This window comes from Pseudomonas serboccidentalis, from assembly GCF_028830055.1.
In the GTDB taxonomy this organism is placed as follows: domain Bacteria; phylum Pseudomonadota; class Gammaproteobacteria; order Pseudomonadales; family Pseudomonadaceae; genus Aquipseudomonas; species Aquipseudomonas serboccidentalis.
The window spans coordinates 548306-573968 of the sequence record NZ_CP101655.1 but is presented as its reverse complement, the minus strand read 5'-3'; the positions used below and the strand labels follow the sequence as shown (position 1 = coordinate 573968).

Below are 25663 nucleotides of genomic sequence, written 5' to 3'. Positions count from 1 at the left end.
ATTGAACAGGAACAGATTTATCCAGATTCAAGGTTGACAGCCCAGCGATCCTCTGTAGAATGCCGACACACAGACGCGGGATGGAGCAGTCTGGTAGCTCGTCGGGCTCATAACCCGAAGGTCGTCGGTTCAAATCCGGCTCCCGCAACCAAACATCAAAAAAGGCTACTCGAAAGAGTGGCCTTTTTTGTGCCTGTCTGTTTTTCACACCAGCTTGCGCACCAAGCGCCTTGAGCAAACAGGAATTCGTTGCATTTCCGAAACTTACCGCTCGGCTGCGACCGTTTGACGCAAATACACACTTATTTGACCCTTTACGGGATTAGCGGTTGACACCCCGCCGTTCGCCTGTAGAATGCCGCCACACAGACGCGGGATGGAGCAGTCTGGTAGCTCGTCGGGCTCATAACCCGAAGGTCGTCGGTTCAAATCCGGCTCCCGCAACCAAACATCAAAAAAGGCTGCTCGAAAGAGTGGCCTTTTTTGTATCTGTGGAAAAAGTCCTTTCGCAACAATGATCTGTCACGCTGCAGTGAAACGCTCAGGATCATCAGACCCGCCGAGTTGCGACTATGCTTGAGTCGCACGCAAGACGTCTGCAATCCATGACCCGCCCTCGCCGATACTCGATGAGAGGCGTAGTATTTTGTGATTATTTTTTTCTACAGGGATTGGTAACTTGGCTGGATACCTCCATCCTGTCGCGCACAATCCAAGAGGTGATTGATGCGCGCCAACTCGTCTGATTCACAAGACACCGTCACAGCAGACCATCCGATCAAACCCGAGCGCCTGCGCTTGCTGGATCGGTTAAGCAAATATCGTCAACCGATCGGTCTGGCGGTCACGTTGCTGCTGTTTGCCATTGCGCTGATTGCCTGTCGCCATCTGCTGAGCGAACTCGATCTCGATGCCCTGCATGACTCGATCCTGGCCGTGCCGAAACCGGCCCTGCTCGGCGCAGTGGGGGCGACGGTCGTCGGCTTCATCATATTGCTGGGCTATGAATGGTCGGCCAGCCGCTATGCTGGCGTGACCTTGCCGCCGCGGACTCTGGCACTGGGCGGCTTCACTGCGTTTGCGATTGGCAACGCCATTGGCCTGTCGCTGCTGTCCGGCGGCTCGGTACGCTACCGTTTATATGCACGACATGGTCTGGGGGCGTCGGAAGTCGCACACATGACCCTGTTCGCCAGCCTGTCGCTGGGTTGCGCCCTGCCACCGCTGGCTGCCCTCGCGACCCTGAGCAACCTGCCCGCCGCCTCCGCCGCCCTGGGCCTGTCGGAAGGCCTGCTCGGCACGATTGCCATGGTGGTGCTGGGGCTTGGCGCGATTCTGGCGATCGGCATCTATCGTCGACGCCTGCCGGAGCAGCCGTACCGCGACAACCTGCTGGTCAGGGCCGGCCGCCGGACCTTGCGCCTGCCGGGCCGACGCCTGACCTTCCTGCAACTGATCATCACCGCCCTCGACGTCGCCGCAGCGGCCACCGTGCTCTATCTGCTGCTGCCGGAAGCTCCGCCCTTCGGCGCCTTCCTGCTGGTGTATCTGCTCGCCTTGGCCGCCGGGGTCCTCAGCCATGTGCCGGGGGGTGTCGGGGTTTTCGAAGCGATCCTGCTGGCCGCGTTCGCCGATACGCTCGGTGCCGCGCCACTGGCCGCTGCTCTGCTGCTCTATCGCCTGATCTACGTGGTGCTGCCGCTGCTGGTGGCCTGCGTGTTTTTACTGATCAACGAAGGCCAGCGCCTGTTCCAGACCCAGACCATGCGTGCGGCGTCGGGTCTGGCAGCGCCGATTCTGGCGGTACTGGTATTCCTGTCCGGCGTGGTGCTGCTGTTTTCCGGCGCGACCCCGGAGATCGACACTCGCCTGGAACACATCGGTTTCCTGATCCCGCATCGTCTGGTCGACGCCTCGCACTTCGGCGCCAGCCTGATCGGCGTGTTGTGCCTGCTGCTCGCCCAGGGCCTGCGCCGCCGACTGTCGGCCGCGTGGATGCTGACCACCATTCTGTTGCTGGTCGGCGCCCTGCTCTCGCTGCTCAAAGGCTTCGACTGGGAAGAAGCCACGCTGATGACACTCACCGCCGCGTTGCTGGGGGTGTTCCGCCGCTCGTTCTATCGCCCGAGTCGCCTGACCGAACTGCCGTTCTCGCCGCTGTACCTGGTGGCCAGCCTCTGCGTATTGGGCGCTTCGACCTGGCTGCTGCTGTTCGCCTATCAGGACGTACCGTACAGCCATCAACTGTGGTGGCAGTTCACCCTCGACGCTGACGCCCCACGTGGCCTGCGCTCGCTGCTCGGCGCGGCCGTGCTGTTGCTGGTGATCGCCCTGACCTGGCTGCTGCGCACCGCTCGCCCGGTGATCCATCTGCCGACCCCGGACGAACTCGATCGCGCCGCGAAGATTCTGATGGCCTCCTCGCAACCCGATGGCGGCCTCGCGCTGACCGGTGACAAGGCGCTGCTGTTTCACCCCAACGACGAGGCGTTTCTGATGTACGCCCGCCGTGGTCGCAGCCTGGTGGCGCTGTACGACCCGATCGGCCCCGGCCAGCAGCGCGCCGAGATGATCTGGCAGTTCCGCGACCTGTGCGACATTCATCACACCCGTCCCGTGTTCTATCAAGTTCGCGCAGAGAACCTGCCGTACTACATGGACATCGGCCTGACCGCGATCAAGCTCGGCGAAGAAGCCCGGGTCGATCTGCAGCGCTTTGACCTGGAAGCCAAGGGCAAAGAGATGAAGGATCTGCGCTACACCTGGAACCGTGGCACCCGCGATGGTCTGTCGCTGGAAATCCACGAGCCGGGCCAGGCGCCGATGGACGAGCTCAAAGTGATTTCCGATGCGTGGCTGACCGGCAAGAACGTGCGTGAGAAAGGTTTCTCCCTCGGCCGCTTCAGCGACGATTACCTGAAGCATTTCCGCATTGCGGTGATTCGCTTCGAAGGCCGCCCGGTGGCGTTCGCCAACCTGCTCGAGACCTACAGCCATGACCTGGCCAGTCTCGACCTGATGCGCGCGCACCCGGACGCCCCCAAGCTGACCATGGAATTCATGATGGTCGGCCTGATTCAACACTATAAGAGTCACGGATACGCGCGCTTCAGCCTGGGCATGGTGCCGTTGTCGGGGTTGCAACCCCGGCGTGGTGCACCGCTGACCCAGCGTCTGGGCTCGATGGTCTTCCGCCGTGGTGAGCAGCTGTACAACTTCCAAGGCTTGCGCCGCTTCAAAGACAAGTTCCAGCCTGACTGGGAACCCCGTTATATGGCCGTGCCCGCCGGACTCGATCCGCTGGTGGCGCTGGCCGATACTGCTGCCCTGATCGCGGGCGGCTTGACTGGATTGGTGAAACGCTGATGATTCAACGCTCCCTGAAGTACATCCTGGCCGCACTGATTGTGCTGGCCGTGATTGCCGGCGGCGGTTACTGGTACCTCAAACGTCCGGCCCCCCAACCGACGCTGCAACCGCTGACTGCCGCTGACGGCACGGTCATGACCCGCGTGATCCCGGGCACCCAGCCCAAGGCGCAGGTGCTGGTGACGGTCAATGACGACCAGAAGCTGACCGACAACCAACTGAGCACCCTGAGCCGCAGCGCCTCGGCGCAGATCGTTCAGGTGATTCTGCCCAAGGACTGCCTGCAACAGAGCCGCGCCCTGCAAACCGGCCTGCGCGAACTGAATGGCCCAGCCACGCTGGTCAGCGGTATCGGCCCTGGCGCCGTGCTGGCCTGGCGCTGGTTGTCCGAGCAGAAGGACGACAAGGCCCAGGCCATCTCGGTTGACCTGGCGCTGGAAAAACCCGGCTGCACGCACCTGCTGCCGAAATCCGCGGCTCATGGCCACTGGCTGGTGGCGTGGAACGACAACCCGGACGACACCAGCGCCGGTTTCGTACGCGATCAACCGAACGCCGAAACCAGCATCAGCGACTACGACATCAACCTGCCGCAAGTGCTGAACAACGAACTGCGCAAGATCCTCGTCGGCGGCGACAAGGCCAACGGCGGTCTGGCGATCCCGGTGGTTGAAGTGCCGGCCGGTCAGGCGAAAGACACTGTGACCCTGTTCCTCTCCGGTGACGGCGGCTGGCGCGACCTCGACCGCGACGTGGCCGGCGAGATGGCCAAGATCGGCTACCCGGTGGTCGGCATCGACACCCTGCGCTACTACTGGCAGCACAAGAGCCCGGAGCAAAGCGCGCTGGACCTGACCGAACTGATGCAGCACTACCGCCAGAAATGGGGCACCAAGCGCTTCATCCTGACCGGTTACTCGTTCGGTGCCGACGTCCTGCCGGCAATCTACAACCGCCTGCCAGACACCGAGCAGCAGCGCGTCGACGCCATCATCCTGCTGGCCTTCGCCCGCACCGGCAGCTTCGAAATCGAAGTCGAAGGCTGGCTCGGCAACGCCGGCAAAGAAGCCGCCACCGGCCCGGAAATGGCCAAGCTGCCAGCCGCCAAAGTGGTGTGCATCTATGGCGCAGAAGAAACCGATGAAAGCGGTTGCACCGACAAGACTGCAGTGGGCGAAGCAGTAAAACTGCCCGGCGGCCACCACTTCGACGAGAACTACCCGGCGCTGGCCAAGCGTCTGGTGGATCTGATCGAGAAACGCCAGAGCAAGGACTCGGTCGCCGAAGAGTGATCTAAAACGCCTCACAAAAAGCCCCCGCAACTTCACCGTTACGGGGGCTTTTTTACATCTCGGATGATGAACTCGTCCCCCTGTAGGAGTGAGCCTGCTCGCGATAGCGGAGTGTCAGCCACCTATTTGCCAACTGACACACCGCTATCGCGAGCAGGCTCACTCCTACAAGGGATGGCGCTGGATTCGAGATTTTTGTGCAGTGACCGTAAATCTCTTGACTCTTCAAGAAGCTAAAAACGCCAAGTGTCCACATTCCATAAAACGTGGACACCTGCTTAATTGGCATTATCGAATCGTCAACTTCACACTCATTCATCTACCGAACAAATACCCACAAAATCGCCAGCAACGTTTAGTTTCGTTTACGTCTGGTTTCGCAATATCGGATGACGCCCACAGACCTTGTAGGCAAACTCCGAATCTCATATTTGAGCGGCTTGCTGCCCTGTTGCGCTGTTTTTTGACGGGATACTCTCCGGACGTCGCTGACTCATTCAGCGATCGGGTGTGGTAACCCGGCTAGGCAAAGTGCAGCAGGCCTCCTTCAGGCCTTCAGGTGTTTTTACGCCCGTTTTATGGCTGCTGTACGTGGGAGACCTTCGGGTCTGCCGGGTTCTTTGCTCTTCCGGTTTACCACCCTGCGTACAGCTGCCACCCATTCGCGTGGTAACGAATGTGGCAGCTCCTTGTTTTAGGGAGCGAAACAATGAGCAAAGAAAGTCCGTTAACGTCTTCAGACCTTACAACCATCGGCTTCACCCCCTTCCTCTACCATTCGGATCAAGCGTTATTCAACGTCCGCTCCGGCATCCCCATCGCCGATGCCTTGTCACAAGCGTCCGACCTGCTGTGCCTCGCCAAATCCTTCGCCGAGGATGCCGCCTACAACACAGACACCGACCGCCATGCCTGGGCCGCGCATTACCTGACGGTGATGGGCAAGGCTTTGATTGATGACGTGATCCAAGCGCTAATCCCACGACCTGCGCGGACGAAGACCGAATCCAATCTGTCTGAAAACCTGTAGAGACACAGAGATCAAAAGATCGCAGCCTTCGGCAGCTCCTACATGGAATGCAAAACCTGTAGGAGCTGCCGAAGGCTGCGATCTTTTGATCTGAAGTGTTCGACTGACACTACGTCTTCGCCATCAAGCTCGCTCCCACAGGGGATTTTGTAGTGGATTTGAAGTTTATGCACAGGCACAAAAAAGCCCCCGCCAGCCGCAAGGCTGACGGGGGCTTTTCAGTTGATGCAGGACTACATCTCCACCTGCGTCCCCAATTCAATCACCCGGTTCAGCGGCAGATTGAAGAACCTCAGGTTGCCGTTGGCGTTCTTCAACATGAACGCAAACAGCGCCTCACGCCAACGCGCCATGCCCTCAAGTTTCGAAGCAATCACCGTTTCCCGGCTGAGGAAGTACGTGGTGCGCATCGGGCTGAAGTCCAGATCATCCAGATGACACAGCTTCAGCGCTTGCGGCACGTCCGGCTCATCGGTGAAGCCGAAGTGCAGGATCACCCGGAAGAAGCCTTCGCCGTGGGCCTCAACCTCGAAGCGGCGCGATGACGGCACACGCGGAATGTCTTCGTAGACCACGGTCAGCAGCACCACTTGCTCGTGCAGCACCTGGTTATGCAGCAGGTTGTGCAACAGCGCGTGAGGCACGGCGTCGGAGCGCGCGGTGAGGAACACCGCCGTGCCCTGCACCCGGTGCGGCGGTTGTACGCGGATGCTGCTGATGAAGATCGGCAGCGGTAGCGCGCCTTCGTCGAGACGCTCGACCAGCAATTGCTTGCCGCGCTTCCAGGTGGTCATCAGCACGAACAAGGCGATACCGGCGATTACCGGGAATGCACCGCCCTGGACGATCTTCGGCACGTTGGCGGCGAAGTACAGGCCGTCCACCAGCAGGAAACCGATCAGCACCGGCACCGCGAGGATCGGTGGCCACTTCCACAGCAGCAGCATCACCGCCGACACCAGAATGGTGGTCATCAGCATGGTGCCGGTGACTGCCACGCCGTAGGCCGAGGCCAAAGCGCCGGAGGATTCGAAGCCCAGCACCAGCAGGACTACGCCAACCATCAACGCCCAGTTCACCGCGCCAATGTAGATCTGGCCCTGCTCGTCGCTGGAGGTGTGCTGAATGTACATGCGCGGGATGTAACCGAGCTGGATCGCCTGACGGGTCAGGGAGAACGCGCCGGAAATGACCGCTTGCGATGCAATGACGGTTGCCAGCGTCGACAGTCCCACCAGCGGAATCAGCGCCCAGCTCGGCGCCAGCAGGTAGAACGGGTTACGTGCCGCTTCCGGGTTTTCCAGCAGCAGAGCGCCCTGACCGAAGTAGTTCAGCACCAGCGCCGGCAGCACCAGCAGGAACCACGCACGGGCAATCGGCTTGCGGCCGAAGTGGCCCATGTCGGCATACAACGCTTCGGCACCGGTCAGCGCCAGCACCACCGCGCCGAGAATTGCCACGCCCATGCCGGTATGCACCATGAAGAAACGCACCGCCCAGACCGGGTTCAGTGCGTGTAGTACGTCCGGGGTGTGGCTGATGCCATAGACGCCGAGGGCGCCGAGGACGAGGAACCAGGTGACCATGATCGGCCCGAACAGAATGCCGATCCGCGCCGTACCGTGGCTCTGGATCAGGAACAACCCGACCAGCACCACCAGCGACAGCGGCACCACCCAGTGATCAATTCCATCGAATGCCAGACCCAGGCCTTCGATCGCCGACAAAACGGAAATCGCCGGGGTGATCATGCTGTCGCCGTAAAACAACGCTGCGCCGATCAGTCCGCAAACCACCAGCAACGAACGCAACTTCTTGCGCTTGCCCGCCGCACGACGTGCCAGTGCGGTCAGCGCCATGATGCCGCCCTCGCCCTGGTTGTCGGCGCGCAGGACGAACATCATGTACTTGATCGAGACGACCCAGATCAGCGACCAGAAGATCAACGACAGAATGCCCAGCACCCCATCGTGATTGACGGGCACGCCATACGCGCCGGAAAACACTTCTTTGAGGGTGTACAACGGGCTCGTGCCGATGTCGCCGTAAACCACCCCGACTGCCGCGACCAGCATGCTCAGCGGTTTTGCAGCCGAATGCTCGGCGCCCGCCGCCTGACTACTTGCCTGACCCATCCAACACTCCTACTTCTCAGAACCGGCTTCTTGAATGAAGCACTATGCTTTGTGGTGCAGCATGCGCTGTTTTACCCGTTGTTACAGACGTTTTGTTGACTGTAAAAAATTGGTAAAGCTCAACGGCGCGAAGCATAGCGCAGCACTCGTCGTATTTCCCTGCATAAAGCTGGTCAAGTGCGTTGCTCACCGCTAGAATTGCGCACTTTTTGATCAGAGGCGCCCTTCAAGCGCCCGTCCGTCGGCTTTTCGCATCAGGAAAGCGGCGTCACAAAACACCGAGGTTAGACATGTCCACCACTCCTGCGCCGGCCAATCCAAAGGTTGGCTTCGTATCTCTGGGTTGCCCGAAAGCACTGGTCGACTCCGAGCGCATCCTGACCCAGCTGCGCATGGAAGGCTATGACGTGGTGTCCACCTATCAGGACGCCGACGTGGTCGTGGTCAACACCTGCGGTTTCATCGATTCGGCCAAGGCTGAATCGCTGGAAGTGATCGGCGAGGCGATCAAGGAAAACGGCAAGGTGATCGTCACCGGTTGCATGGGCGTGGAAGAAGGCAACATCCGCGACGTACACCCGAGCGTGCTGGCCGTGACCGGTCCGCAGCAGTACGAACAAGTGGTCAACGCGGTGCACGAAGTGGTGCCGCCGCGTCAGGATCACAACCCGCTGATCGACCTGGTGCCGCCGCAAGGCATCAAGCTGACCCCGCGCCACTACGCGTACCTGAAGATTTCCGAAGGCTGCAACCACAGCTGCAGCTTCTGCATCATCCCGTCGATGCGCGGCAAACTGGTGAGCCGTCCGGTCGGCGACGTACTCGACGAGGCCCAGCGTCTGGTCAAATCCGGCGTCAAAGAGCTGCTGGTGATCTCCCAGGACACCAGCGCTTACGGCGTCGATGTGAAATACCGCACCGGTTTCTGGAACGGCGCGCCGGTGAAAACCCGCATGACCGAACTCTGCGAAGCGCTGAGCACCTTGGGCGTCTGGGTTCGTCTGCACTACGTTTACCCGTACCCGCACGTTGACGAGCTGATCCCGCTGATGGCCGCCGGCAAGATCCTGCCGTACCTGGACATCCCGTTCCAGCACGCCAGCCCGAAAGTGCTGAAGTCGATGAAACGCCCGGCGTTCGAAGACAAGACCCTGGCGCGGATCAAGAACTGGCGCGAAATCTGCCCGGACCTGATCATCCGTTCGACCTTCATCGTTGGTTTCCCGGGTGAGACCGAAGAGGATTTCCAGTACCTGCTCAACTGGCTGACCGAAGCCCAACTCGACCGCGTCGGCTGCTTCCAGTACTCGCCGGTAGACGGCGCGCCCGCCAATGACCTGGACCTGGAAGTGGTCCCGGACGACGTCAAGCAGGACCGTTGGGAGCGCTTCATGGCGCACCAGCAAGCAATCAGCTCGGCCCGTCTGCAGATGCGCATCGGCCGCGAGATCGAAGTGCTGGTGGACGAAGTCGACGAGCAAGGCGCGGTCGGCCGCTGCTTCTTCGATGCCCCGGAAATCGACGGCAATGTGTTCATCGATAACGGCAGCAACCTCAAGCCTGGCGACAAGGTCTGGTGCAAGGTGACTGACGCCGACGAATACGACCTGTGGGCTGAACAGATTTGACGCCTGACTGATGTAGGAGCTGCCGCAGGCTGCGATCTTTTGACTTTGTCTTTTAACAGCAAGGATCAAAAGATCGCAGCCTTCGGCAGCTCCTGCAGACGTTGTACTGAATTTGAAAAGCCCCGCTCTTTTTACGAGATGCGGGGCTTTTTTACGGCTATCGTTTAGCGGGGGACGGACTCCCTTGAAACGAACATGAGGCCATCGGGCATGCGTCAGCATTCGGTCATTCACACGCCGAAACTCAGCGATTATCAGGAACTGACCCGGGTCTGGGAGGCCTCGGTCCGCGCGACCCATGATTTTCTGCCGGACAGTTACATCGAATTGCTGCGCAATCTGGTGCTCACCCGTTATCTGGACGCGGTGATGTTGATCTGCACCAAGGATCATCAGCAGCGCATTACCGGATTCGCCGGGGTCGCGGCGGGCAAGATCGAGATGCTGTTCATCGATCCCGCCCATCGGGGTCAGGGGCTGGGCAAGAAACTGCTGAACTACGCCATGCAGCACCTGAACGCCGATGAACTGGACGTCAACGAACAGAACCCGCAGGCACTGGGCTTTTACTTCAAGCAAGGTTTTGAAGTGATCGGTCGCTCGGAAGTCGATGGCATGGGCCAGCCGTATCCGTTGCTGCACATGCGCTTGCGTCAGAATCAACAGCGCTCAAACCATGCCTGACACACCACAAAACCCCATGTAGGAGTGAGCCTGCTCGCGATAGCGCCAGATCAGCCAACATCCATGTCAAATGTCAGATGGCTATCGCGAGCAGGCTCACTCCTACAAAAAGCCACACCGTGAAATGGAACCGGGCTTAACCGGCGCCAGGCAGGTACAATGCCCACCCCTTTTTTGTTACGGCCCTGTCATGACTGACCCGATTCGCCTCTCCAAACGCCTCATCGAACTGGTTGGTTGCTCCCGCCGGGAGGCCGAGCTGTTCATCGAGGGCGGCTGGGTCACCGTGGACGGCGAAGTGATCGACGAGCCGCAGTTCAAGGTCGGCGACCAGAAAGTCGAGCTCGACAAAGACGCCAAGGCCACCGCGCCCGAGCCAGTCACCCTGCTGCTCAACGTGCCGGCCGGCATGGACGTCGACACCGCCATGCAAACGCTGGGCGCCGACACCCTCAGCGAAGAACACCGCTACGGCAAACGTCCGTTGCGCGGGCACTTCCTGCGCCTGACCGCCAGTGCCGATCTGCAACCCGGCGCCAGCGGCCTGCTGGTGTTCACCCAGGACTGGAAAGCGCTGCGCAAGCTCACCGCCGACGCGGCCAAGATCGAGCAGGAATACGTGGTTGAAGTCGAAGGCGACATGGTCGCTCATGGCCTCAATCGCCTGCAGCACGGCCTTACCCACAAGGGCAAGGAGCTGCCGCCGGTCAAGGCCAGCTGGCAGAACGAAAACCGTCTGCGCTTCGCCATGAAGAACCCGCAACCGGGGATCATCGCCCAGTTTTGCGAAGCGGTTGGCCTGAAGGTCATCGGTATTCGCCGCATCCGCATCGGCGGCGTGTCGATCGGCAAGGTTCCGGTCGGCCAATGGCGCTACCTGTCCGGCAAAGAGAAGTTCTGACGCCTCTGTAGCCGCCACACATTCCGGCAACGCGTCTGCGCGTTGCCCACAACGAAATATCAGGATTGCCCACATGATTCATAACGACGTACTGCGCAGCGTGCGCTACATGCTCGACATCAGCGACAAGAAAGTCATCGAGATCATCAAGCTCGGCGGCATGGACGCGGAGCTGAAAGACGTGGTCGCGTACCTCGACAAGAAAGAAGAAGACGAAGAAGGCTTCGTGCGCTGCCCGGACGAAGTCATGGCGCACTTCCTCGATGGCCTGGTGATCTTCAAGCGTGGCAAGGACGAAAGCCGTCCGCCGCAGCCGATCGAAGTGCCGGTGACCAACAACATCATCCTGAAGAAGCTGCGCGTGGCCTTCGAACTCAAAGAAGACGACATGCACGCCATCCTCAAGGCTGCCGAGTTCCCGGTGTCCAAGCCTGAGCTGAGCGCGCTGTTCCGCAAGGTCGGCCACACCAACTACCGCCCGTGCGGCGACCAGTTGCTGCGCAACTTCCTCAAGGGCCTGACTCTGCGCGTTCGCGGCTGATCGCGGAAGATGACTTACAGCGTCTCTCCTATCGGCTTCGTGCGCTCCTGCTTCAAGGAGAAGTTCGCCATCCCGCGCCAGCCGCAACTGGCCCCCGCCGCCCGTGGCGTGCTGGAACTGGTGGCGCCGTTCGATCAGGGTGATGCCGTGCAAGGTCTGGAGCAGGTCAGTCATGTCTGGCTGCTGTTCCTGTTTCATCAGGCGCTGGAAGAAAAGCCGCGCCTGAAAGTGCGCCCGCCACGGCTGGGCGGCAACAAGTCCATGGGCGTGTTCGCCACCCGCGCCACCCACCGTCCCAATGGCATCGGCCAGTCAGTCGTGAAGCTGGACAAGGTCGAGGCCAATCGGCTGTTCATCTCGGGAATAGACTTGCTCGACGGCACGCCGATTCTCGACATCAAACCCTATGTGCCTTACGCCGACATCATCGCTGACGCCACCAACAGCATCGCCAGCGCGGCGCCACAGCTGATCGCCGTGCAGTGGACGGACGCCTCGCTGCAACAGGCGCACACACATGCACAGCGCCTTGGTGAGCCCTTGGTCGAGTTGATCGAGCAGTGCCTGGCGCAGGATCCGCGTCCGGCGTATCAAACGCCGGCGCCGGAGCGCGAGTACGGCGCGCAGTTCTGGGATCTGGACGTACGCTGGCACTACCCGACGCCGGAGCAGATCCGCGTGCTGGAAGTGATCCTTGCCAACGCCTGAAGTATCGCTCTACATGGATTGTGGCAGGCATGAAGGAAATGTTTCGGGCATACAAAAGCCCCCATTGCCTTCGCCGGCAATGGGGGCTTTTTCGTGGTGCTTACTTCTCGACGAACGCACGCTCGATCAGGTAATCACCCGGCTCGCGCATACGCGCCGAGATCTTCAGGCCGAAGCTGTCGAGCACTTCGCTGGTCTCGTCGAGCATGCTCGGGCTGCCGCAGATCATCGCGCGGTCGTCCTGCGGGTTGATCGGTGGCAGACCGATGTCGCTGAACAGCTTGCCGCTGCGCATCAGGTCGGTCAGGCGGCCCTGGTTCTCGAACGGCTCGCGGGTCACGGTCGGGTAGTAGATCAGCTTGTCACGCAGCGCTTCGCCGAAGAACTCGTTCTGCGGCAGGTGCTCGGTGATGAATTCGCGGTAGGCGACTTCGTTGACGTAACGCACGCCGTGCACCAGGATCACTTTTTCAAAGCGCTCGTAGGTTTCCGGGTCCTGGATCACGCTCATGAATGGCGCCAGACCAGTGCCGGTGCTCAGCAGGTACAGATGCTTGCCCGGGTTCAGGTCGTCGAGGACCAGGGTGCCGGTAGGCTTCTTCGAGATGATGATCTCGTCGCCTTCCTTCAGGTGCTGCAGCTGCGACGTCAGCGGACCATCAGGCACCTTGATGCTGAAGAACTCGAGATGCTCTTCCCAGTTCGGGCTGGCGATCGAGTAAGCGCGCATAAGCGGGCGGCCGTTGGGCTGTTGCAGGCCGATCATCACGAACTGACCGTTCTCGAAGCGCAGGCCCGGATCGCGGGTGCACTTGAAGCTGAACAGAGTGTCGTTCCAGTGGTGAACACTGAGGACACGCTCGTGGTTCATGTTGCTCATGTACGTGGGACTCCTGGATATTGGGTCTGCGCTCGCCTTTGCGGCCGACAGTGCGCAATTGCATCGCATTCTAATAGCGACGACAATATCTGTTAACTGGATTATTAAGATAAGGGTTATCGGTTATATCGATATGCGATTTACTCTTCGTCAACTGCAAGTCTTCGTCGCCGTCGCCCAGCAGGAAAGCGTATCCCGTGCTGCGGGTCTGCTCAACCTCTCGCAATCGGCGGCAAGCACCTCGATCACCGAACTGGAGCGCCAGTCCAGCTGCCAGCTGTTCGATCGCGCCGGCAAACGCCTGAGCCTCAACGCCCTCGGCAAGCAGCTGTTGCCGCAAGCGGTGGCCCTGCTCGACCAGTCCAAGGAAATCGAAGACCTGCTCAATGGCAAATCCGGCTTCGGCTCACTGTCGGTGGGCGCCACGCTGACCATTGGCAATTACCTGGCGACCTTGCTGATCGGCGGCTTCATGCAGCGCCATCCGGAAAGTCAGGTGAAGCTGCACGTACAGAACACTGCCAACATCGTGCACCAGGTCGCCCACTACGAAATTGATCTGGGTCTAATCGAAGGCGATTGCAGCCATCCGGACATCGAAGTGCAGAGTTGGGTCGAGGATGAGCTGGTGGTGTTCTGTGCGCCGCAACATCCGCTGGCCCAACGCGGCAGCGCGACCATGGAAGAGTTGACGCATGAGGCGTGGATTCTGCGTGAACAGGGCTCTGGCACGCGGCTGACCTTCGATCAGGCCATGCGTCACCATCGCAGTGCGCTGAATATCCGTCTGGAACTGGAACACACCGAAGCGATCAAGCGCGCAGTGGAATCAGGGCTGGGGATTGGCTGCATCTCGCGGCTGGCACTGCGCGATGCCTTTCGGCGCGGCAGTCTGGTGGCGGTGGAAACGCCGGATCTGGATCTGTCCCGGCAGTTCTACTTCATCTGGCACAAACAGAAATACCAGACCTCGGCCATGCGCGAGTTTCTCGAGCTGTGCCGCGCTTTCACCGCCGGGGTGCAGCGCAGCGACGAGATCGTGTTGCCGAGTATCGCTTAAAGTAGAATCACCGCCCACACCAGGGCAATCATGCTCAGCGCCACGAATTGCGCGGCGCTGCCCATGTCCTTGGCGTTCTTGGACAGTGGATGCAGCTCCAGGGAGATGCGGTCGATGGCCGCTTCTACTGCCGAGTTCAGCAACTCGACGATCAATGCCAGCAGGCAGACTGCGATCAGCACAGCCTGTTCGACACGGCTGACATTCAGGAAGAACGTCAGCGGAATCAAAACCACATTGAGCAGCACCAGTTGGCGGAAGGCCGCTTCGCCGGTGAAGGCTGCGCGCAGGCCGTCCAGCGAATAACCGGAAGCGTTGAGGATGCGTTTCAGGCCGGTCTGGCCCTTGAAAGGTGACATAAAGTAAAAACCAACCAAAAAGGAGTGGGAAAGCTAGAGCAACAAAAGTCAAAAAAGCGTGAAGACGCCGGCCATTATTGGCTCGGAATTGACTCAAGTTGTTGCAGAAGTAATGCAGCTTGTGTCCGGGTGCGCACGTTCAACTTGCGAAAGATCGCCGTGACGTGGGCCTTGATGGTTGCCTCGGACACGTTCAGCTCATAGGCAATCTGCTTGTTCAGCAAGCCTTCACAGACCATGGTCAATACGCGGAACTGCTGCGGGGTAAGGCTGGCCAGGCCATCGCTGGCAGCTTTGGCCTCGTCGGAGACTTTGACCGCCTCGAACGCCTGCGGCGGCCAGAACACGTCGCCATCGAGCACTTTGCGCACCGCTTCCTGGATCACGCTCAGGTCGCTGGACTTGGGAATGAAGCCACTGGCGCCGAACTCCCGGGACTTGACCATGACCGAAGCCTCTTCCTGGGCCGAGACCATCACCACCGGAATCTGCGGGTACTGGCCGCGTAGCATGACCAACCCGGAAAACCCGAAAGCGCCGGGCATGTTCAGGTCCAGCAGAACCAGATCCCAGTCAGCCTTTTCGGTCAGGCGCGCTTCCAGTTCGGCGATGCTCGCCACCTCCACCAGTCGTACATCCGGGCCAAGGCCCAGCGTCACCGCTTGATGCAATGCGCTACGAAATAGAGGGTGATCATCGGCAATCAGGATGTCGTATGTGGCCATTTTTCAAATGATCCTGTTTTTGATGGCAGACCCGACGCATTCGGGCCTCACCAAAGCAACTCAAGATACCACCGCACAGCGGTATCCAAAGGGGCACGTTCAACGCCAATCACTTGCAAACACGGCGTTTCAAACCTTGGCCGCACCCTAATCGGCGCCAAGCATGCCCAGCGAAGCCGGGGTGGTCAAGCAGCACGGCCGCCACTGTATGAAGTATGGGCCACTATGGGGCCAACACCGCTTGCGGCTTTCGTATATAAGGCAACAACTCGGCGTGGGCCGGGGTCGACTCGTTCATGTCCAACTGTTGTTTGGCGCCCAGGTAATGCTGGCTGAACACATCGAAATAAGCGTCCAGCGCTGAAGCGGCATCGCTGTCCCCTGCCAGTTCCAGGCACAACGCCGCGACTTCGGCGGTGCACAGGTGCTCGCTGCGGGTGGAACGACGCAGGCGATAGCGCGAGAGTTTGTCAGGCAACAGGCTGAGAATAGGCAAACGATCGAAATACGGACTCTTGCGGAAGATCTTGCGCGCCTCGGTCCAGGTTGCATCCAGCAGAATGAACAGCGGACGCTTGCTGCTATCGACGGCGACAGTGTTGGTCACCCGCGACGGCTCGACGTATTCGCCGGGAAACACCAGGTACGGCTGCCATTGCGGGTCATTGAGCAGCGCCAGCATCTGCGGGTCGGGTTCGGTGCGCGACCAGATGAACGCGTGGTTGTCGCGCACCACGTCGGCGATCAGCCAGCCGGTGTTGCTCGGTTTGAACACTTCCTTGCCGGTCATGATCAGGCACACGCCGGAACGGGTTTCGACCGTCGGTCGCCAGGCGCACAGGCAATGGCTGATGATCACCCGACAGTCGCGGCAGCGCTCGGAGCGAAAACCACGGGCCTGAATCGGCTTGATGCCCTCGTCCTCGCGCTGGTCGCGCAGGCGGGCTACGGCGTTGGGGGCATGATTGGTCACGGGCGACGCACCACAGCAGGGAAACTCGACACGCACAGCACTCGGCAAGGCAATAAAGGCCGGCAGTTTACCAGAGCGGCGAGCGCAAACCTGTACCGTCCCGACCGGCTCCCCTATAATCCGGCGCCACTGAACGCACAGCCACAGGGCTGGTCGAACCACCAGTCACTGAATCAGGAGAGTTTCATGCTGCGCCTAATCGTTCCCACCGCTGCCATCGCGCTGGCGTTGTCCTTCAGCGCACAAGCGGCGTCCTTGAAAGAGCAGAATCTGAACCGAGAACTGCGCAACGTCGCCGAACAAAGCAGCGTCGGCACGCCACGGGCGATCAACGAAGACATTCTTGATCAGGGCTACACCGTTGAGGGCGTTACCCTGATCAACCACCTGAGCGTGCAAGCCAGCCACGCCGAAAAAATGCGTGCTGATCCAAAGGCCGTGTATTTCCAGCTGGGTGCTTCGGTGTGCAGTAACCCGTCGTACCGCAAGCTGATGGCCAAGGGCGCGATCATGCGTTACGACTTCAGTGAATATAAAACCAACAAAGCCATCGGCTCGGCCAGCTATCAGGATTCCGATTGCCCGAAAGCGGCCCCGGCGAAGAAGAAGTAATCATCCGGTGTTGGCGCGCCGCTGTTCATCCTCGGCGCGCAATTCGGCCACCAGGGCCTGCAAGTAGCGAGAACGTCGTTCTCCACCTGCCAACCGACGACAGCACTCCTCTTCGAGACTCACTTGATTGGTCTCGGCTGATGCTTTCAGCATCCGATACAGCTGCGTATCGATCTCCAGAACCACTCTGACCATCTATACCGCCTCCTTGCCTGCTACCCGCGAATCCTTGAAAAGCGCGCACCTTGGGTACGGTTGCTGACTTAAAGCTGTCGTACGGTGCCTGTAAGTTAGTAAATCAGAGCTATTGCTCTACGGTGCACGTTCGGACGAGCGGTGAACGCCCTTTGCCCATCGACAACCAACGGTTGCCAGAAAAGACTTCGCGGCGTAATGATCAATTCAGCGCAATGGCGCACGAGGGTCTAGATTCAAAGTATTCCCGATCACTTGTTCACGGCAGAAAAAGGAGCTGCCGAGTGTGTGTTTTTTGCAGCGCGGCACTGACGCCGCACGTCAGGGCCGCAAGCTCTGTGCAGAAGGAGACGTTGAATGCCTTACCAACCGAATGACCTGCTCAGCCGTCATTTTCAGGAAAGCGGCCCCGACCTCATCAGCAAGGTCGAAGAACAACTCAACCAGGTTTCCCCCAACAGCCCGAATCTGCCGATTTATCGCGACATGATCCTGACCGTGCTGCGCATGGCCCAGGAAGATCACAACCGCTGGAACGCCAAGATCACCCTGCAGGCCCTGCGCGAACTGGAGCAGGCGTTCCGGGTGCTGGAACAGTTCAAGGGACGCCGCAAGGTCACCGTGTTCGGCTCGGCACGCACACCGGTCGAGCATCCACTGTATGCAATGGCCCGGGAACTCGGCGCGGCCCTGACACGCTCGAACATGATGGTCATCACCGGGGCCGGTGGCGGGATCATGGCTGCCGCGCATGAAGGCGCCGGCCGCGATCACAGCCTCGGGTTCAATATCACCCTGCCCTTCGAACAACATGCCAACCCGACCGTCAACGGCACCGGTAACCTGCTGCCGTTTCATTTCTTTTTCACCCGCAAACTGTTCTTCGTCAAGGAAGCCGATGCGCTGGTGCTGTGCCCTGGCGGGTTCGGCACACTGGACGAGGCACTGGAAGTACTGACGCTGATCCAGACTGGTAAAAGCCCATTGGTGCCGGTGGTATTACTGGATGCGCCGGGCGGAACGTTCTGGCAAGGCGCACTGGATTTCATTCGCCAGCAACTCGAAGACAACCGCTACATCCTGCCCACCGACCTGAAACTGATGCGGCTGGTCTACAACGTCGACGAGGCGGTGGAGCAGATCAACCAGTTCTACAGCAACTTCCACTCCAGCCGCTGGCTCAAGCGCCAGTTCGTGATCCGCATGAATCACAAGCTCAGCGATCAAGCGCTGGAGCATATGCAGGAGGCTTTCGCCGATCTGTGTCTGAGTGACCAGTTCCATCAACACGCCTACAGCGGCGAGGAACACGACGAAGCACAGTACAGCCATCTGGTGCGGTTGGCCTTCGCGTTCAATGCCCGGGATCATGGCCGACTCAGGGAACTGGTGGATTACATCAACCTCCCGGAAAACTGGGCCCATACCAGACAGCAGACCACTCAACACACACGTGAGCCCTCGAAGGTTATTTGAAGGCAAAAAAAACGGCCCGCTATTTTCATAGCGGGCCGTTTTTATTTAACCGTCTTAATCGTCCATCCCTCTGCCGCTGAACAAGCGGTTGATCATCTCCATTGAGAAGCCCCGATACGCAAGGAACCGGCCTTGTCTGGCCCGTTCCTTGGCATCAATGGGCAAGTGTCCGGAGAACTTGCGCTGCCACGTATCCCGAAGCTGCTCCTGCCAGTCGATACCGCTTTCACGCAGGGCGAGTTCGATATCGGTGCGTTGCAAACCGCGCTGGCCCAGCTCTTCGCGAATGCGCAAAGGGCCGTAGCCGGAGCGGGCACGGTAGGAAACAAAGCTTTCAAGGTAACGGGCTTCGGAAAGCAGGCCCTCTTCCGTCAAACGGTCGAGGGCTGTTTCGATCATCTGCGCTTCAGCGCCGCGCTGACGCAGTTTACGCGTCAGTTCGACTCGACCATGCTCGCGTCGAGCAAGCAGGTCCATGGCGGTTCGCCGCACCGCGACGAGGGTATCGAGTACGGCGGTGGTCATCGCTGCGATCAGATATCAGCGTCAGCCAAGTCGTCTTCGGTCACTTTGACCGGCGAAGCCTTGGTGTCAGGTGCTGGGGTCAGCAGCTTGTCACGCAGTTGTTTCTCAAGCTTGGCAGCAACTTCCGGATTGTCTGCCAGGAACTTGGCCGAGTTGGCCTTGCCCTGACCAATCTTGGTGCCTTCGTAGGCATACCAGGCGCCGGACTTCTCAACGAAACCATGCAGCACGCCCAGGTCGATCATCTCACCGTTGAGGTAGATGCCCTTGCCGTAAAGAATCTGGAACTCGGCCTGACGGAACGGCGAAGCGACCTTGTTCTTCACAACCTTGACGCGGGTTTCGCTGCCGACCACTTCGTCGCCTTCCTTCACCGCGCCGGTGCGGCGGATGTCGAGACGGACCGACGCGTAGAACTTCAACGCGTTACCACCGGTGGTGGTTTCCGGGCTGCCGAACATCACGCCGATCTTCATGCGGATCTGGTTGATGAAGATCACCAGGCAGTTGGCGTTCTTGATGTTACCGGTGATTTTACGCAGTGCCTGGGACATCAGACGGGCTTGCAGGCCCACATGCATGTCACCCATTTCGCCTTCGATTTCAGCTTTCGGTACCAGCGCGGCCACGGAGTCGACGATGATCACGTCTACTGCGTTGGAGCGCACCAGCATGTCGGTGATTTCCAGCGCCTGTTCGCCGGTATCCGGCTGGGACACCAGCAGGTCATCGACGTTGACGCCCAGCTTGCCGGCGTACTCAGGGTCGAGGGCGTGTTCAGCGTCGACGAAAGCGCAGGTCGCGCCGGCTTTTTGAGCCTGGGCGATCACGGACAGAGTCAGTGTGGTTTTACCGGAGGATTCAGGACCGTAGATTTCAACAATACGGCCTTTTGGCAGGCCGCCGATGCCGAGTGCAATGTCCAGACCCAGAGAGCCAGTGGAGATGGATGGGATCGCCTGACGGTCCTGATCGCCCATACGCATTACGGCACCCTTGCCGAATTGACGTTCGATCTGACCCAGGGCCGCAGCCAAGGCTTTCTTCTTGTTGTCGTCCATTAAAGTCCTCACGTAATCAATAAGGCCTGACGGCCAACACCTGTATAAGTAGCCAGTATTATTCCACAGCGTTCGCGGATCGCCTACCCCTGATTTTCGATTTCTCGTGCCGCTAGTCGCAGAAGCCCCTCTAGCGCGGCCTTCACCGTTTGTCGGCGGACTTCGTCGCGGTTACCGGGGAAGTGCTGGACCTCGCTGGAAACCGCGTCGCCCACTCCCCAGGCCAGCCACACCGTGCCCACCGGTTTGTTCGGTGTACCGCCGTCGGGCCCGGCCACGCCGCTGACCGCCACGGCAAACCGTGCCAGGCTGTTTTTCTGCGCGCCACGCACCATCGACTCGACCACCTCGCGACTGACCGCCCCCACCGTGCCGAACAGTTCGGCGGGGACATTCAATTGCTGGGTTTTCTGCCGGTTGGAGTACGTCACGTAACCGGCCTCGAACCACGCCGAGCTCCCCGGAATGCGCGTGATCGCTTCGGCAATCCCGCCACCGGTGCAGGATTCGGCGGTGGTGACGTGGGCATTGAGCAATTGCAGACGTCGGCCAAGCTCGGCAGCCAGTTGAGTGATCTCTTTCACGGTGCGCTCCGGATCGGGTGGAATGACTACCACCGTACACGAGCCGGTTGCGCTTTCAATACACAGACTCATTCAAAATGTTCGGGCGCCAGCGCTCTGACATAGGCCTGACACGCCTGCAGGGCGATCAGTCCGCGGTCGCCGGTGTCGGTGATGGCGATAATTCGTTGAGCATGCGCCGGGTCAAGTCGGGCGCGTACGGTTGCATGATCCACGCCGCCGGTGCTGGCGGTGGCTGGCAGCCCGCAGCCCTGGGCAGCGTCGCCTGCGTCGATGAGGACTGACAGGCGCAGATCAGCAGTGGCAAGACGATCGCGCAGGCGATCCTGATCACGTTGGGCATCGCTCATGGCTCGATAGTGGGTTTGTTCACTGGTCGCGAGGCGTTGCTCGAGGGCCAGACGCTTGTCCTGCTCGGCCTGCTGCGCGGTGGCAGCAGCCGAGGTCAGTTGATTGAGGGTGTCGGCCTGCTGTCGCGCCTGCTCGGCCAGTTGGCGACCGTAGCGCCAATCCTGAAACTGCCAGGCCAGCGCGGCCGAGCCACCGGCCAGCAGCAAAAGACCGATCAGCCGCCAGACGTTCAGGGCTGGCATAGCACCGCCCTCGCCCGTGCCCAGATGTCGAGGCGATCCTGCAGGCCATTCAACCCGCCGTTGATTCGGCGGGTGATGCTGTTGAACTGGTCGCGATCAGCCAGTTCGTTCAAACCGTTCTGCTCCCAGAACCACGCGGCAGACTCGGCCGCCCATTGCGGCTGTTCCAGCAACTCCGGCAAGGACAGCAGACGCTCGTCGCCAAACAGACCCAGGCTGCACTGACGATAGTTGCTGCGACCGGTGATCTGGATCAGCCCGCGACCACGATATTTTTGCCCGTCGCCGTCAGCCTCCGGCGTATTGCCCAGACGTAAAGCCAAAGTACCGGTGTCGTATTTGCTCAGGTACTGGTTGTTGCCCAGTTCACGCACGTATTGCAACTGGCCCGACTCGTGGCCGATTTGCGCGAGAAACGCAGCGACCCGTTTGGGCGAGTCGATGCGGTGGTTGTCCATGGCGCTGTTGAGCGCAGAAACAAAAACGCCCGCTTGGCTGCGGGCGTTTGGCATGATGGTTTTAAGGTTGTCTTCAGTTATTTGCATAATGCTCGATCCTCCCTGGATGCTCCGATTGAATCATGGTTGGCGGACAACGGCCCCCAGCCATTTTTTTGCCAGAGTTTTCAGGGTGTTGTTCGGTACTGTGATCCGGGCAGACCGGCGACGATATCTTCATTGGCGAACTTGCCGTTCACCCGCTGTACGCCGGGAACGCTTTCTGGATAATCCATTTGAGCATCCCTGAAGACCTACAGCGCGCTAGCCAACCAACGCGGCGCCACCGGCCGATGCTCGCTGAACGGAAAGAAAGCCCCCTGCGGCCAGTCACGCAATTGACGACGATAGGTTTGTAGTTCGCTGTATTGCTCAGTGGTCAATGTGGTACCGCCGCCGTCCTCCAGCTCATCGCGGTCACGGGCCACCAGACCGTCGGTGGCGGCCAGTTGCGCGGTGCGCCAATGCCGTTCAGCGTCGGCGGCTTCCTCTGCAGAAGGCGGCGGCGGGTCGACGAGAATTGGAAAGCCGTTATCCGCCCGCACACCAATGACTTTTGCCGAGACCGACAGTTGTTGCAGGAGCGAGGTCCAGTAGGCTTGGGGAATTTCGATAACGTCGTCGGGAATGTCCGACAAATGGATACCCGGTACATAAACGCCCCGGGTGCTGGCGCTGAAGAGAACACTGTAGACGTTCATTCAATAACCCTTCACCTGATAGTGGACAGTCCAGCCGGCAGAGACCGTGCCGAGATAGCTGCGTATTTTCAAATGGCACCCGAATTTGTTTGCCGCCGGGTTGCCATTCAGAATAACCATGGCGCTATCGCCCCCGGCATGAGTCGCCACGATGTTGCTGAATGCATTGGGGAAAGCGATAGGGAATACGACATTGATATCGCCGTTGGCATCCGAAACTGCCGATCCCCACTGCTCGATCACACCGCTCGCAAACCGCTGATAGCCGGCGTCGCCAAAGACACCGGAATGAACCGAAGCGAACCGGTCGCTGACCGAGCCGCCGTAAAGGCGCCAGTCGTTGCCTGTGCGGAACAACTGCGCGGAATCACCGATACCCAGTACCAGCGCCCCCACCGTATTGCTGCTGACGATACGGTCATTTGGCGCCGGGTTGATCGTCAGCACACCGGTGCCAAGATTAAGGATGGTCAGCGTGCTTGTGCTCATGACACTGGTGGTAACCGGCATCGTAGCGGTGGCCGCCGTGCTGCTGTAGAAACTCACTACTCCGCCCGCTTGAGCCGCTGTCAGGGCGGCGCTGGTCGTATAGGTCGTGAAACCGGAAAACTGCGTACCGCTGCGGTTCACAAACCCGGTGGTGGCGACGTTCTGGCTGTTATCGAACTGTGGCGGTGTTGCAAACAATCGGTTGCTGCGCAAGGCAGTCAGCAGCTGATCGGTCTTGGCTTCTGACGCGGTGAGGCCGGCGGCCTGGATGACATTAAGCAACTCCTGCGTAATGCCATTGCCCCAACTGGCCGGAATCAACGATCCCGGTTTGCCGGCAATCGGGTCTTCATCAACAAACCGGCCGTTGACCAGTCCGGCACTCGGGACACTGTTTGGATAGTCCACTGTAATTCTCCTTGTGTGTGTGAATCAGGTGTTTACCGTCGTTCCGGGCACCACCGGCCAGCTGATTTCAACGGGGAAACCGACCTGTTGTTCGATACGGTTCAACTCGACGCTGTAGAGCTTCCATTCGATCAGCAGCAGTTGCTCATCATGGTTGGCATCGCCGATGTCTTCGGCGTATTGCAGAGGCGCGATGCGCAGGACGGCGTCGCGAAGCAGTGCGTCGCGCTTGTCGAGACATTGCTGTCTCACGCTCGACAAGCGAGCCTGCTCATCCAGCACCCAGGCGTTGTCGCGCCAGACATGGAACTCACCTGGCCACGGCTGTGCGGTGAGGGTGTCAGGCAATTCACCCAGTTCGCTCCAGATCTGTTGCGCGCCGCCGTCCTTGCGATAAACCACACCACGCCGGTCAATCACTTCACGAGGTACGCCGTTGATGAGCGCCCAGCTGCGACCGGCTTCCGGCTCGGGCAACTCGTACGTCAGTTCGACGGCGTTGGCGGGAAGCTGAATCCCGATTCCGGGCGTAACGGGAAACTCGACGGGGCCGGATAGAGCGCCCGAGCCATCAAATAGATAATTGAACATGACGTACCTCAGATAAGTTTGATGCGCCCGGGATAGGCGATGTTGCGAGGGCGCGTAATACCACCGTGGTTCAGCAAATCAGCATCCGTGATTGGGGAAACCAGCTCTGAAGGTGTGATGTATTTGACGGTGGCGCCCGCGTAATCGACGTAGTTACCCATATCGAAACCCAACTGGGTCTTCTGGGTACCGATGTGTGTCGCGAACAGAATATTGTCGCCAATGCCATTGTCGCCCTGAACCAAAGAGCCTTTTTGCCAAGACCCCGGCGCCCGACCGGTATCGACCAGACCGCCCTCGGCTAGTACGCGCAGAAACTCACCACGGGCTTCTGGCAAGCGGAAAGTCGTGGCGCCGTCTCCTGGTGTCCACGCACCGCCGCGATCGGTTTCAGAACGCAACATCCCCGACTGCTGCGCGTGGTCCCAAAGCCATGGCCATTCCGCGCGGTTCATTAAGGAACCACTCAGCGCGGCATAGCCACCGGGCAGTACAGCCAATGTGGTCTCAAAGGCTATGTGCCCAAGTGAAGAGCCATCCAGACGACCGACTGGCCACCAATTGCCCGCTGTATCACTGCGCAAATGCCACCAGTCACCGGCTCCCATCAATACGAGAAACGGATAACCCGAAGCATTCAGGTGGGTGTGAAACTTGATCGCATCGCCGCTTGCACTTCTCACGATCAAGCGGTTACCGCTGTTATCGACGCGCCGCACAATGACGTCACGCACCCCCAAGCTGGTATTGGCTGGAGGCAGACTGACGGTCAGTGCGCTGGCCCCGGCGTCGATCAGAACCAAGCCCAACTCTTCAATGGTCAATGACCTGGACACTCCAACCCGAGTAATCACCGAACGCATCGGACTGGCATTGCCAACAATCGATTGAATCGCTTTGAACAACTGCCCGGTATCCGCCTCGGAAGCCACCAACCCGCCACCGGTAATCACACTCAGAATTTCCTGAGTCACACTGTTGCCCCACACCGCCGGAATCAACGATCCCGGCGTGCCCGCCACCGGGTTTTCATCGACGAAGCGGCCATCGACCAGACCGACGCTGGGGACGCTTTTTGGATAATCCATAGGTCTTTCGTTCCTCTGAAAAAACAAATCAACCGCGTCAGGACGATCGCGATTGCGAGCCTGCAGCGGGCTGTTTTCTGAAAATAAAAAGCCCACGCTGAAGTGGGCTTGGGTGCTGCAGAAGGATGACTACGAGTCTTCGACAAAAAACGCGTCAAAGAGGCCGTAGTGATATTCGCGCCAGCCACTTGGGCGGTTGCGGGCGAGACTCTGCGTCAGTGGTATCGTTGGCAACAGGCCAGTCGCGCAGTGCCTGGCGGTAGGCCAGCAACCTGGAGAATTGCTTGCTGCTCAGAGAGGTGTCGGATCCAGCATCCAGTTCATCGCGGTGGCGGCTCACCAGCCAGTCCGATTCGCTCAGCCTCGCCGTCCGCCACAGACGCTCCGAACGGGTTGCGGTGTCTTGCGTCACTGGCGCGCCGGCCGGCGCACTGAAGGTGTCGTCCTTGTAGGCCCAGCCGGCGGACACCGGCGTGCCAGCCGGTACCACAACGCCGCAATCGACATCACCCGTCACAAGAGCGGTCACTACTCCATTTTCAATCATCGCTTTCATCG

At 59.8% G+C, this 25663-nt stretch carries 27 protein-coding genes and 2 tRNA genes; 13 read left to right on the top strand and 16 right to left on the bottom strand.

Annotated elements, in window-relative coordinates; genetic code table 11:
- The first annotated feature begins 74 nt into the window (after positions 1 to 74).
- From NN484_RS02550 to NN484_RS02530, 5 genes are all read left to right on the top strand, one after another.
- Positions 75 to 151 (top strand) — tRNA-Met (locus tag NN484_RS02550).
- Positions 152 to 370: 219 nt separating this feature from the next.
- Positions 371 to 447 (top strand) — tRNA-Met (locus NN484_RS02545).
- 279 nt (positions 448 to 726) lie between these two features.
- Positions 727 to 3366 (top strand): bifunctional lysylphosphatidylglycerol flippase/synthetase MprF, encoded by a 2640-nt coding sequence (gene mprF, locus NN484_RS02540; protein ID WP_215501468.1) that lies wholly within the window; start codon positions 727 to 729, stop codon positions 3364 to 3366.
- Positions 3366 to 4661, top strand: a complete 1296-nt coding sequence (locus NN484_RS02535; protein ID WP_274658529.1) for a virulence factor family protein — start codon at positions 3366 to 3368, stop codon at positions 4659 to 4661. Before mprF ends, NN484_RS02535 begins: the two co-directional genes overlap by 1 nt.
- A 709-nt stretch (positions 4662 to 5370) precedes the next feature.
- Entirely contained in the window at positions 5371 to 5691 is a 321-nt protein-coding gene (locus NN484_RS02530) for a DUF3077 domain-containing protein (RefSeq protein ID WP_274658528.1), read from the top strand.
- A 233-nt stretch (positions 5692 to 5924) separates the two neighbouring features.
- Here NN484_RS02530 and NN484_RS02525 read toward each other — a convergent pair whose 3' ends face one another.
- Positions 5925 to 7766: a potassium transporter Kup gene (locus NN484_RS02525; protein ID WP_414892094.1), complete on the bottom strand. Its 1842-nt coding sequence runs from the start codon at positions 7764 to 7766 to the stop codon at positions 5925 to 5927.
- A gap of 350 nt (positions 7767 to 8116) precedes the next feature.
- On the opposite strand from NN484_RS02525, the gene rimO reads away from it, so the two are divergent.
- The 5 genes from rimO to tsaA all read left to right on the top strand — a co-directional run bounded on the left by rimO (position 8117) and on the right by tsaA (position 12288).
- Positions 8117 to 9454 carry a 30S ribosomal protein S12 methylthiotransferase RimO gene (gene rimO / locus NN484_RS02520; protein WP_024011887.1) on the top strand — a complete coding sequence of 446 codons (1338 nt, stop codon included), beginning with the start codon at positions 8117 to 8119 and terminating at the stop codon, positions 9452 to 9454.
- 210 nt (positions 9455 to 9664) lie between these two features.
- Positions 9665 to 10138, top strand: coding sequence for a GNAT family N-acetyltransferase (locus tag NN484_RS02515; RefSeq protein WP_127649612.1), 474 nt, complete (start codon positions 9665 to 9667; stop codon positions 10136 to 10138).
- Positions 10139 to 10328: 190 nt separating this feature from the next.
- Positions 10329 to 11039, top strand: a complete 711-nt coding sequence (locus tag NN484_RS02510; protein WP_215501466.1) for an rRNA pseudouridine synthase — start codon at positions 10329 to 10331, stop codon at positions 11037 to 11039.
- 73 nt (positions 11040 to 11112) lie between these two features.
- A complete protein-coding gene (locus tag NN484_RS02505; RefSeq protein ID WP_215501465.1) occupies positions 11113 to 11580 on the top strand; it encodes a YehS family protein in 468 nt (155 codons plus the stop codon).
- A gap of 9 nt (positions 11581 to 11589) precedes the next feature.
- The gene (tsaA, locus tag NN484_RS02500) at positions 11590 to 12288 is read left to right on the top strand and encodes a tRNA (N6-threonylcarbamoyladenosine(37)-N6)-methyltransferase TrmO (RefSeq protein ID WP_274658527.1); all 699 of its coding nucleotides are present in this window, start codon (positions 11590 to 11592) and stop codon (positions 12286 to 12288) included.
- Positions 12289 to 12388: 100 nt separating this feature from the next.
- On the opposite strand, the gene fpr is transcribed toward tsaA, so the two are convergent.
- Positions 12389 to 13168, bottom strand: coding sequence for a ferredoxin-NADP reductase (gene fpr, locus NN484_RS02495; RefSeq protein ID WP_003222277.1), 780 nt, complete (start codon positions 13166 to 13168; stop codon positions 12389 to 12391).
- Positions 13169 to 13301: 133 nt separating this feature from the next.
- Between fpr and NN484_RS02490 the strand changes: the two genes are divergently transcribed.
- Positions 13302 to 14228: a LysR family transcriptional regulator gene (locus NN484_RS02490; RefSeq protein WP_127652538.1), complete on the top strand. Its 927-nt coding sequence runs from the start codon at positions 13302 to 13304 to the stop codon at positions 14226 to 14228.
- Here the strand turns inward: NN484_RS02490 and NN484_RS02485 are convergent.
- The 3 genes from NN484_RS02485 to NN484_RS02475 all read right to left on the bottom strand — a co-directional run bounded on the left by NN484_RS02485 (position 14225) and on the right by NN484_RS02475 (position 16285).
- On the bottom strand, positions 14225 to 14587 hold the full coding sequence (locus NN484_RS02485) for a diacylglycerol kinase (RefSeq protein WP_042607041.1): 363 nt from the start codon (positions 14585 to 14587) through the stop codon (positions 14225 to 14227). The two genes, NN484_RS02490 and NN484_RS02485, sit on opposite strands and share 4 nt — an antisense overlap.
- A gap of 74 nt (positions 14588 to 14661) precedes the next feature.
- Positions 14662 to 15312 (bottom strand): response regulator transcription factor ErdR, encoded by a 651-nt coding sequence (erdR, locus tag NN484_RS02480; protein ID WP_127652537.1) that lies wholly within the window; start codon positions 15310 to 15312, stop codon positions 14662 to 14664.
- Between the two features lie 223 nt (positions 15313 to 15535).
- Entirely contained in the window at positions 15536 to 16285 is a 750-nt protein-coding gene (locus NN484_RS02475) for a tRNA-uridine aminocarboxypropyltransferase (RefSeq protein WP_274658526.1), read from the bottom strand.
- 186 nt (positions 16286 to 16471) lie between these two features.
- Between NN484_RS02475 and NN484_RS02470 the strand changes: the two genes are divergently transcribed.
- Entirely contained in the window at positions 16472 to 16897 is a 426-nt protein-coding gene (locus tag NN484_RS02470; RefSeq protein WP_127652535.1) for a PA3611 family quorum-sensing-regulated virulence factor, read from the top strand.
- On the opposite strand, the gene NN484_RS02465 is transcribed toward NN484_RS02470, so the two are convergent.
- Positions 16898 to 17092, bottom strand: coding sequence for a hypothetical protein (locus tag NN484_RS02465; RefSeq protein WP_127652534.1), 195 nt, complete (start codon positions 17090 to 17092; stop codon positions 16898 to 16900).
- Between the two features lie 357 nt (positions 17093 to 17449).
- Here NN484_RS02465 and NN484_RS02460 point away from each other — a divergent pair, with 357 nt between their 5' ends.
- Positions 17450 to 18568: an LOG family protein gene (locus NN484_RS02460; RefSeq protein WP_127652533.1), complete on the top strand. Its 1119-nt coding sequence runs from the start codon at positions 17450 to 17452 to the stop codon at positions 18566 to 18568.
- 54 nt (positions 18569 to 18622) lie between these two features.
- On the opposite strand, the gene recX is transcribed toward NN484_RS02460, so the two are convergent.
- The 10 genes from recX to NN484_RS02410 form a co-directional block, all read right to left on the bottom strand.
- The gene (gene recX / locus NN484_RS02455) at positions 18623 to 19093 is read right to left on the bottom strand and encodes a recombination regulator RecX (RefSeq protein ID WP_127652532.1); all 471 of its coding nucleotides are present in this window, start codon (positions 19091 to 19093) and stop codon (positions 18623 to 18625) included.
- A gap of 8 nt (positions 19094 to 19101) precedes the next feature.
- Complete coding sequence (gene recA / locus NN484_RS02450; RefSeq protein ID WP_215501461.1) at positions 19102 to 20154, bottom strand: recombinase RecA; 1053 nt, start codon at positions 20152 to 20154, stop codon at positions 19102 to 19104.
- An 83-nt stretch (positions 20155 to 20237) separates the two neighbouring features.
- Positions 20238 to 20738 (bottom strand): CinA family protein, encoded by a 501-nt coding sequence (locus tag NN484_RS02445; RefSeq protein WP_127652530.1) that lies wholly within the window; start codon positions 20736 to 20738, stop codon positions 20238 to 20240.
- Between the two features lie 68 nt (positions 20739 to 20806).
- Positions 20807 to 21331 (bottom strand): lysis system spanin subunit, encoded by a 525-nt coding sequence (locus NN484_RS02440; protein WP_215501460.1) that lies wholly within the window; start codon positions 21329 to 21331, stop codon positions 20807 to 20809.
- Positions 21319 to 21876, bottom strand: coding sequence for a glycoside hydrolase family 19 protein (locus NN484_RS02435; protein WP_215501459.1), 558 nt, complete (start codon positions 21874 to 21876; stop codon positions 21319 to 21321). The genes NN484_RS02440 and NN484_RS02435 overlap by 13 nt, the downstream gene beginning before the upstream one ends.
- A 206-nt stretch (positions 21877 to 22082) precedes the next feature.
- On the bottom strand, positions 22083 to 22529 hold the full coding sequence (locus tag NN484_RS02430; RefSeq protein ID WP_215501458.1) for a tail fiber assembly protein: 447 nt from the start codon (positions 22527 to 22529) through the stop codon (positions 22083 to 22085).
- Positions 22530 to 23426 carry a gp53-like domain-containing protein gene (locus tag NN484_RS02425; protein ID WP_215501457.1) on the bottom strand — a complete coding sequence of 299 codons (897 nt, stop codon included), beginning with the start codon at positions 23424 to 23426 and terminating at the stop codon, positions 22530 to 22532. It lies immediately after the preceding gene.
- 24 nt (positions 23427 to 23450) lie between these two features.
- The gene (locus NN484_RS02420; protein ID WP_215501456.1) at positions 23451 to 24017 is read right to left on the bottom strand and encodes a tail fiber assembly protein; all 567 of its coding nucleotides are present in this window, start codon (positions 24015 to 24017) and stop codon (positions 23451 to 23453) included.
- Between the two features lie 8 nt (positions 24018 to 24025).
- On the bottom strand, positions 24026 to 25105 hold the full coding sequence (locus tag NN484_RS02415) for a phage tail protein (RefSeq protein ID WP_215501455.1): 1080 nt from the start codon (positions 25103 to 25105) through the stop codon (positions 24026 to 24028).
- Positions 25106 to 25259: 154 nt separating this feature from the next.
- Complete coding sequence (locus tag NN484_RS02410) at positions 25260 to 25661, bottom strand: phage tail assembly chaperone (protein ID WP_215501454.1); 402 nt, start codon at positions 25659 to 25661, stop codon at positions 25260 to 25262.
- Between the last annotated feature and the right edge of the window lie 2 nt (positions 25662 to 25663).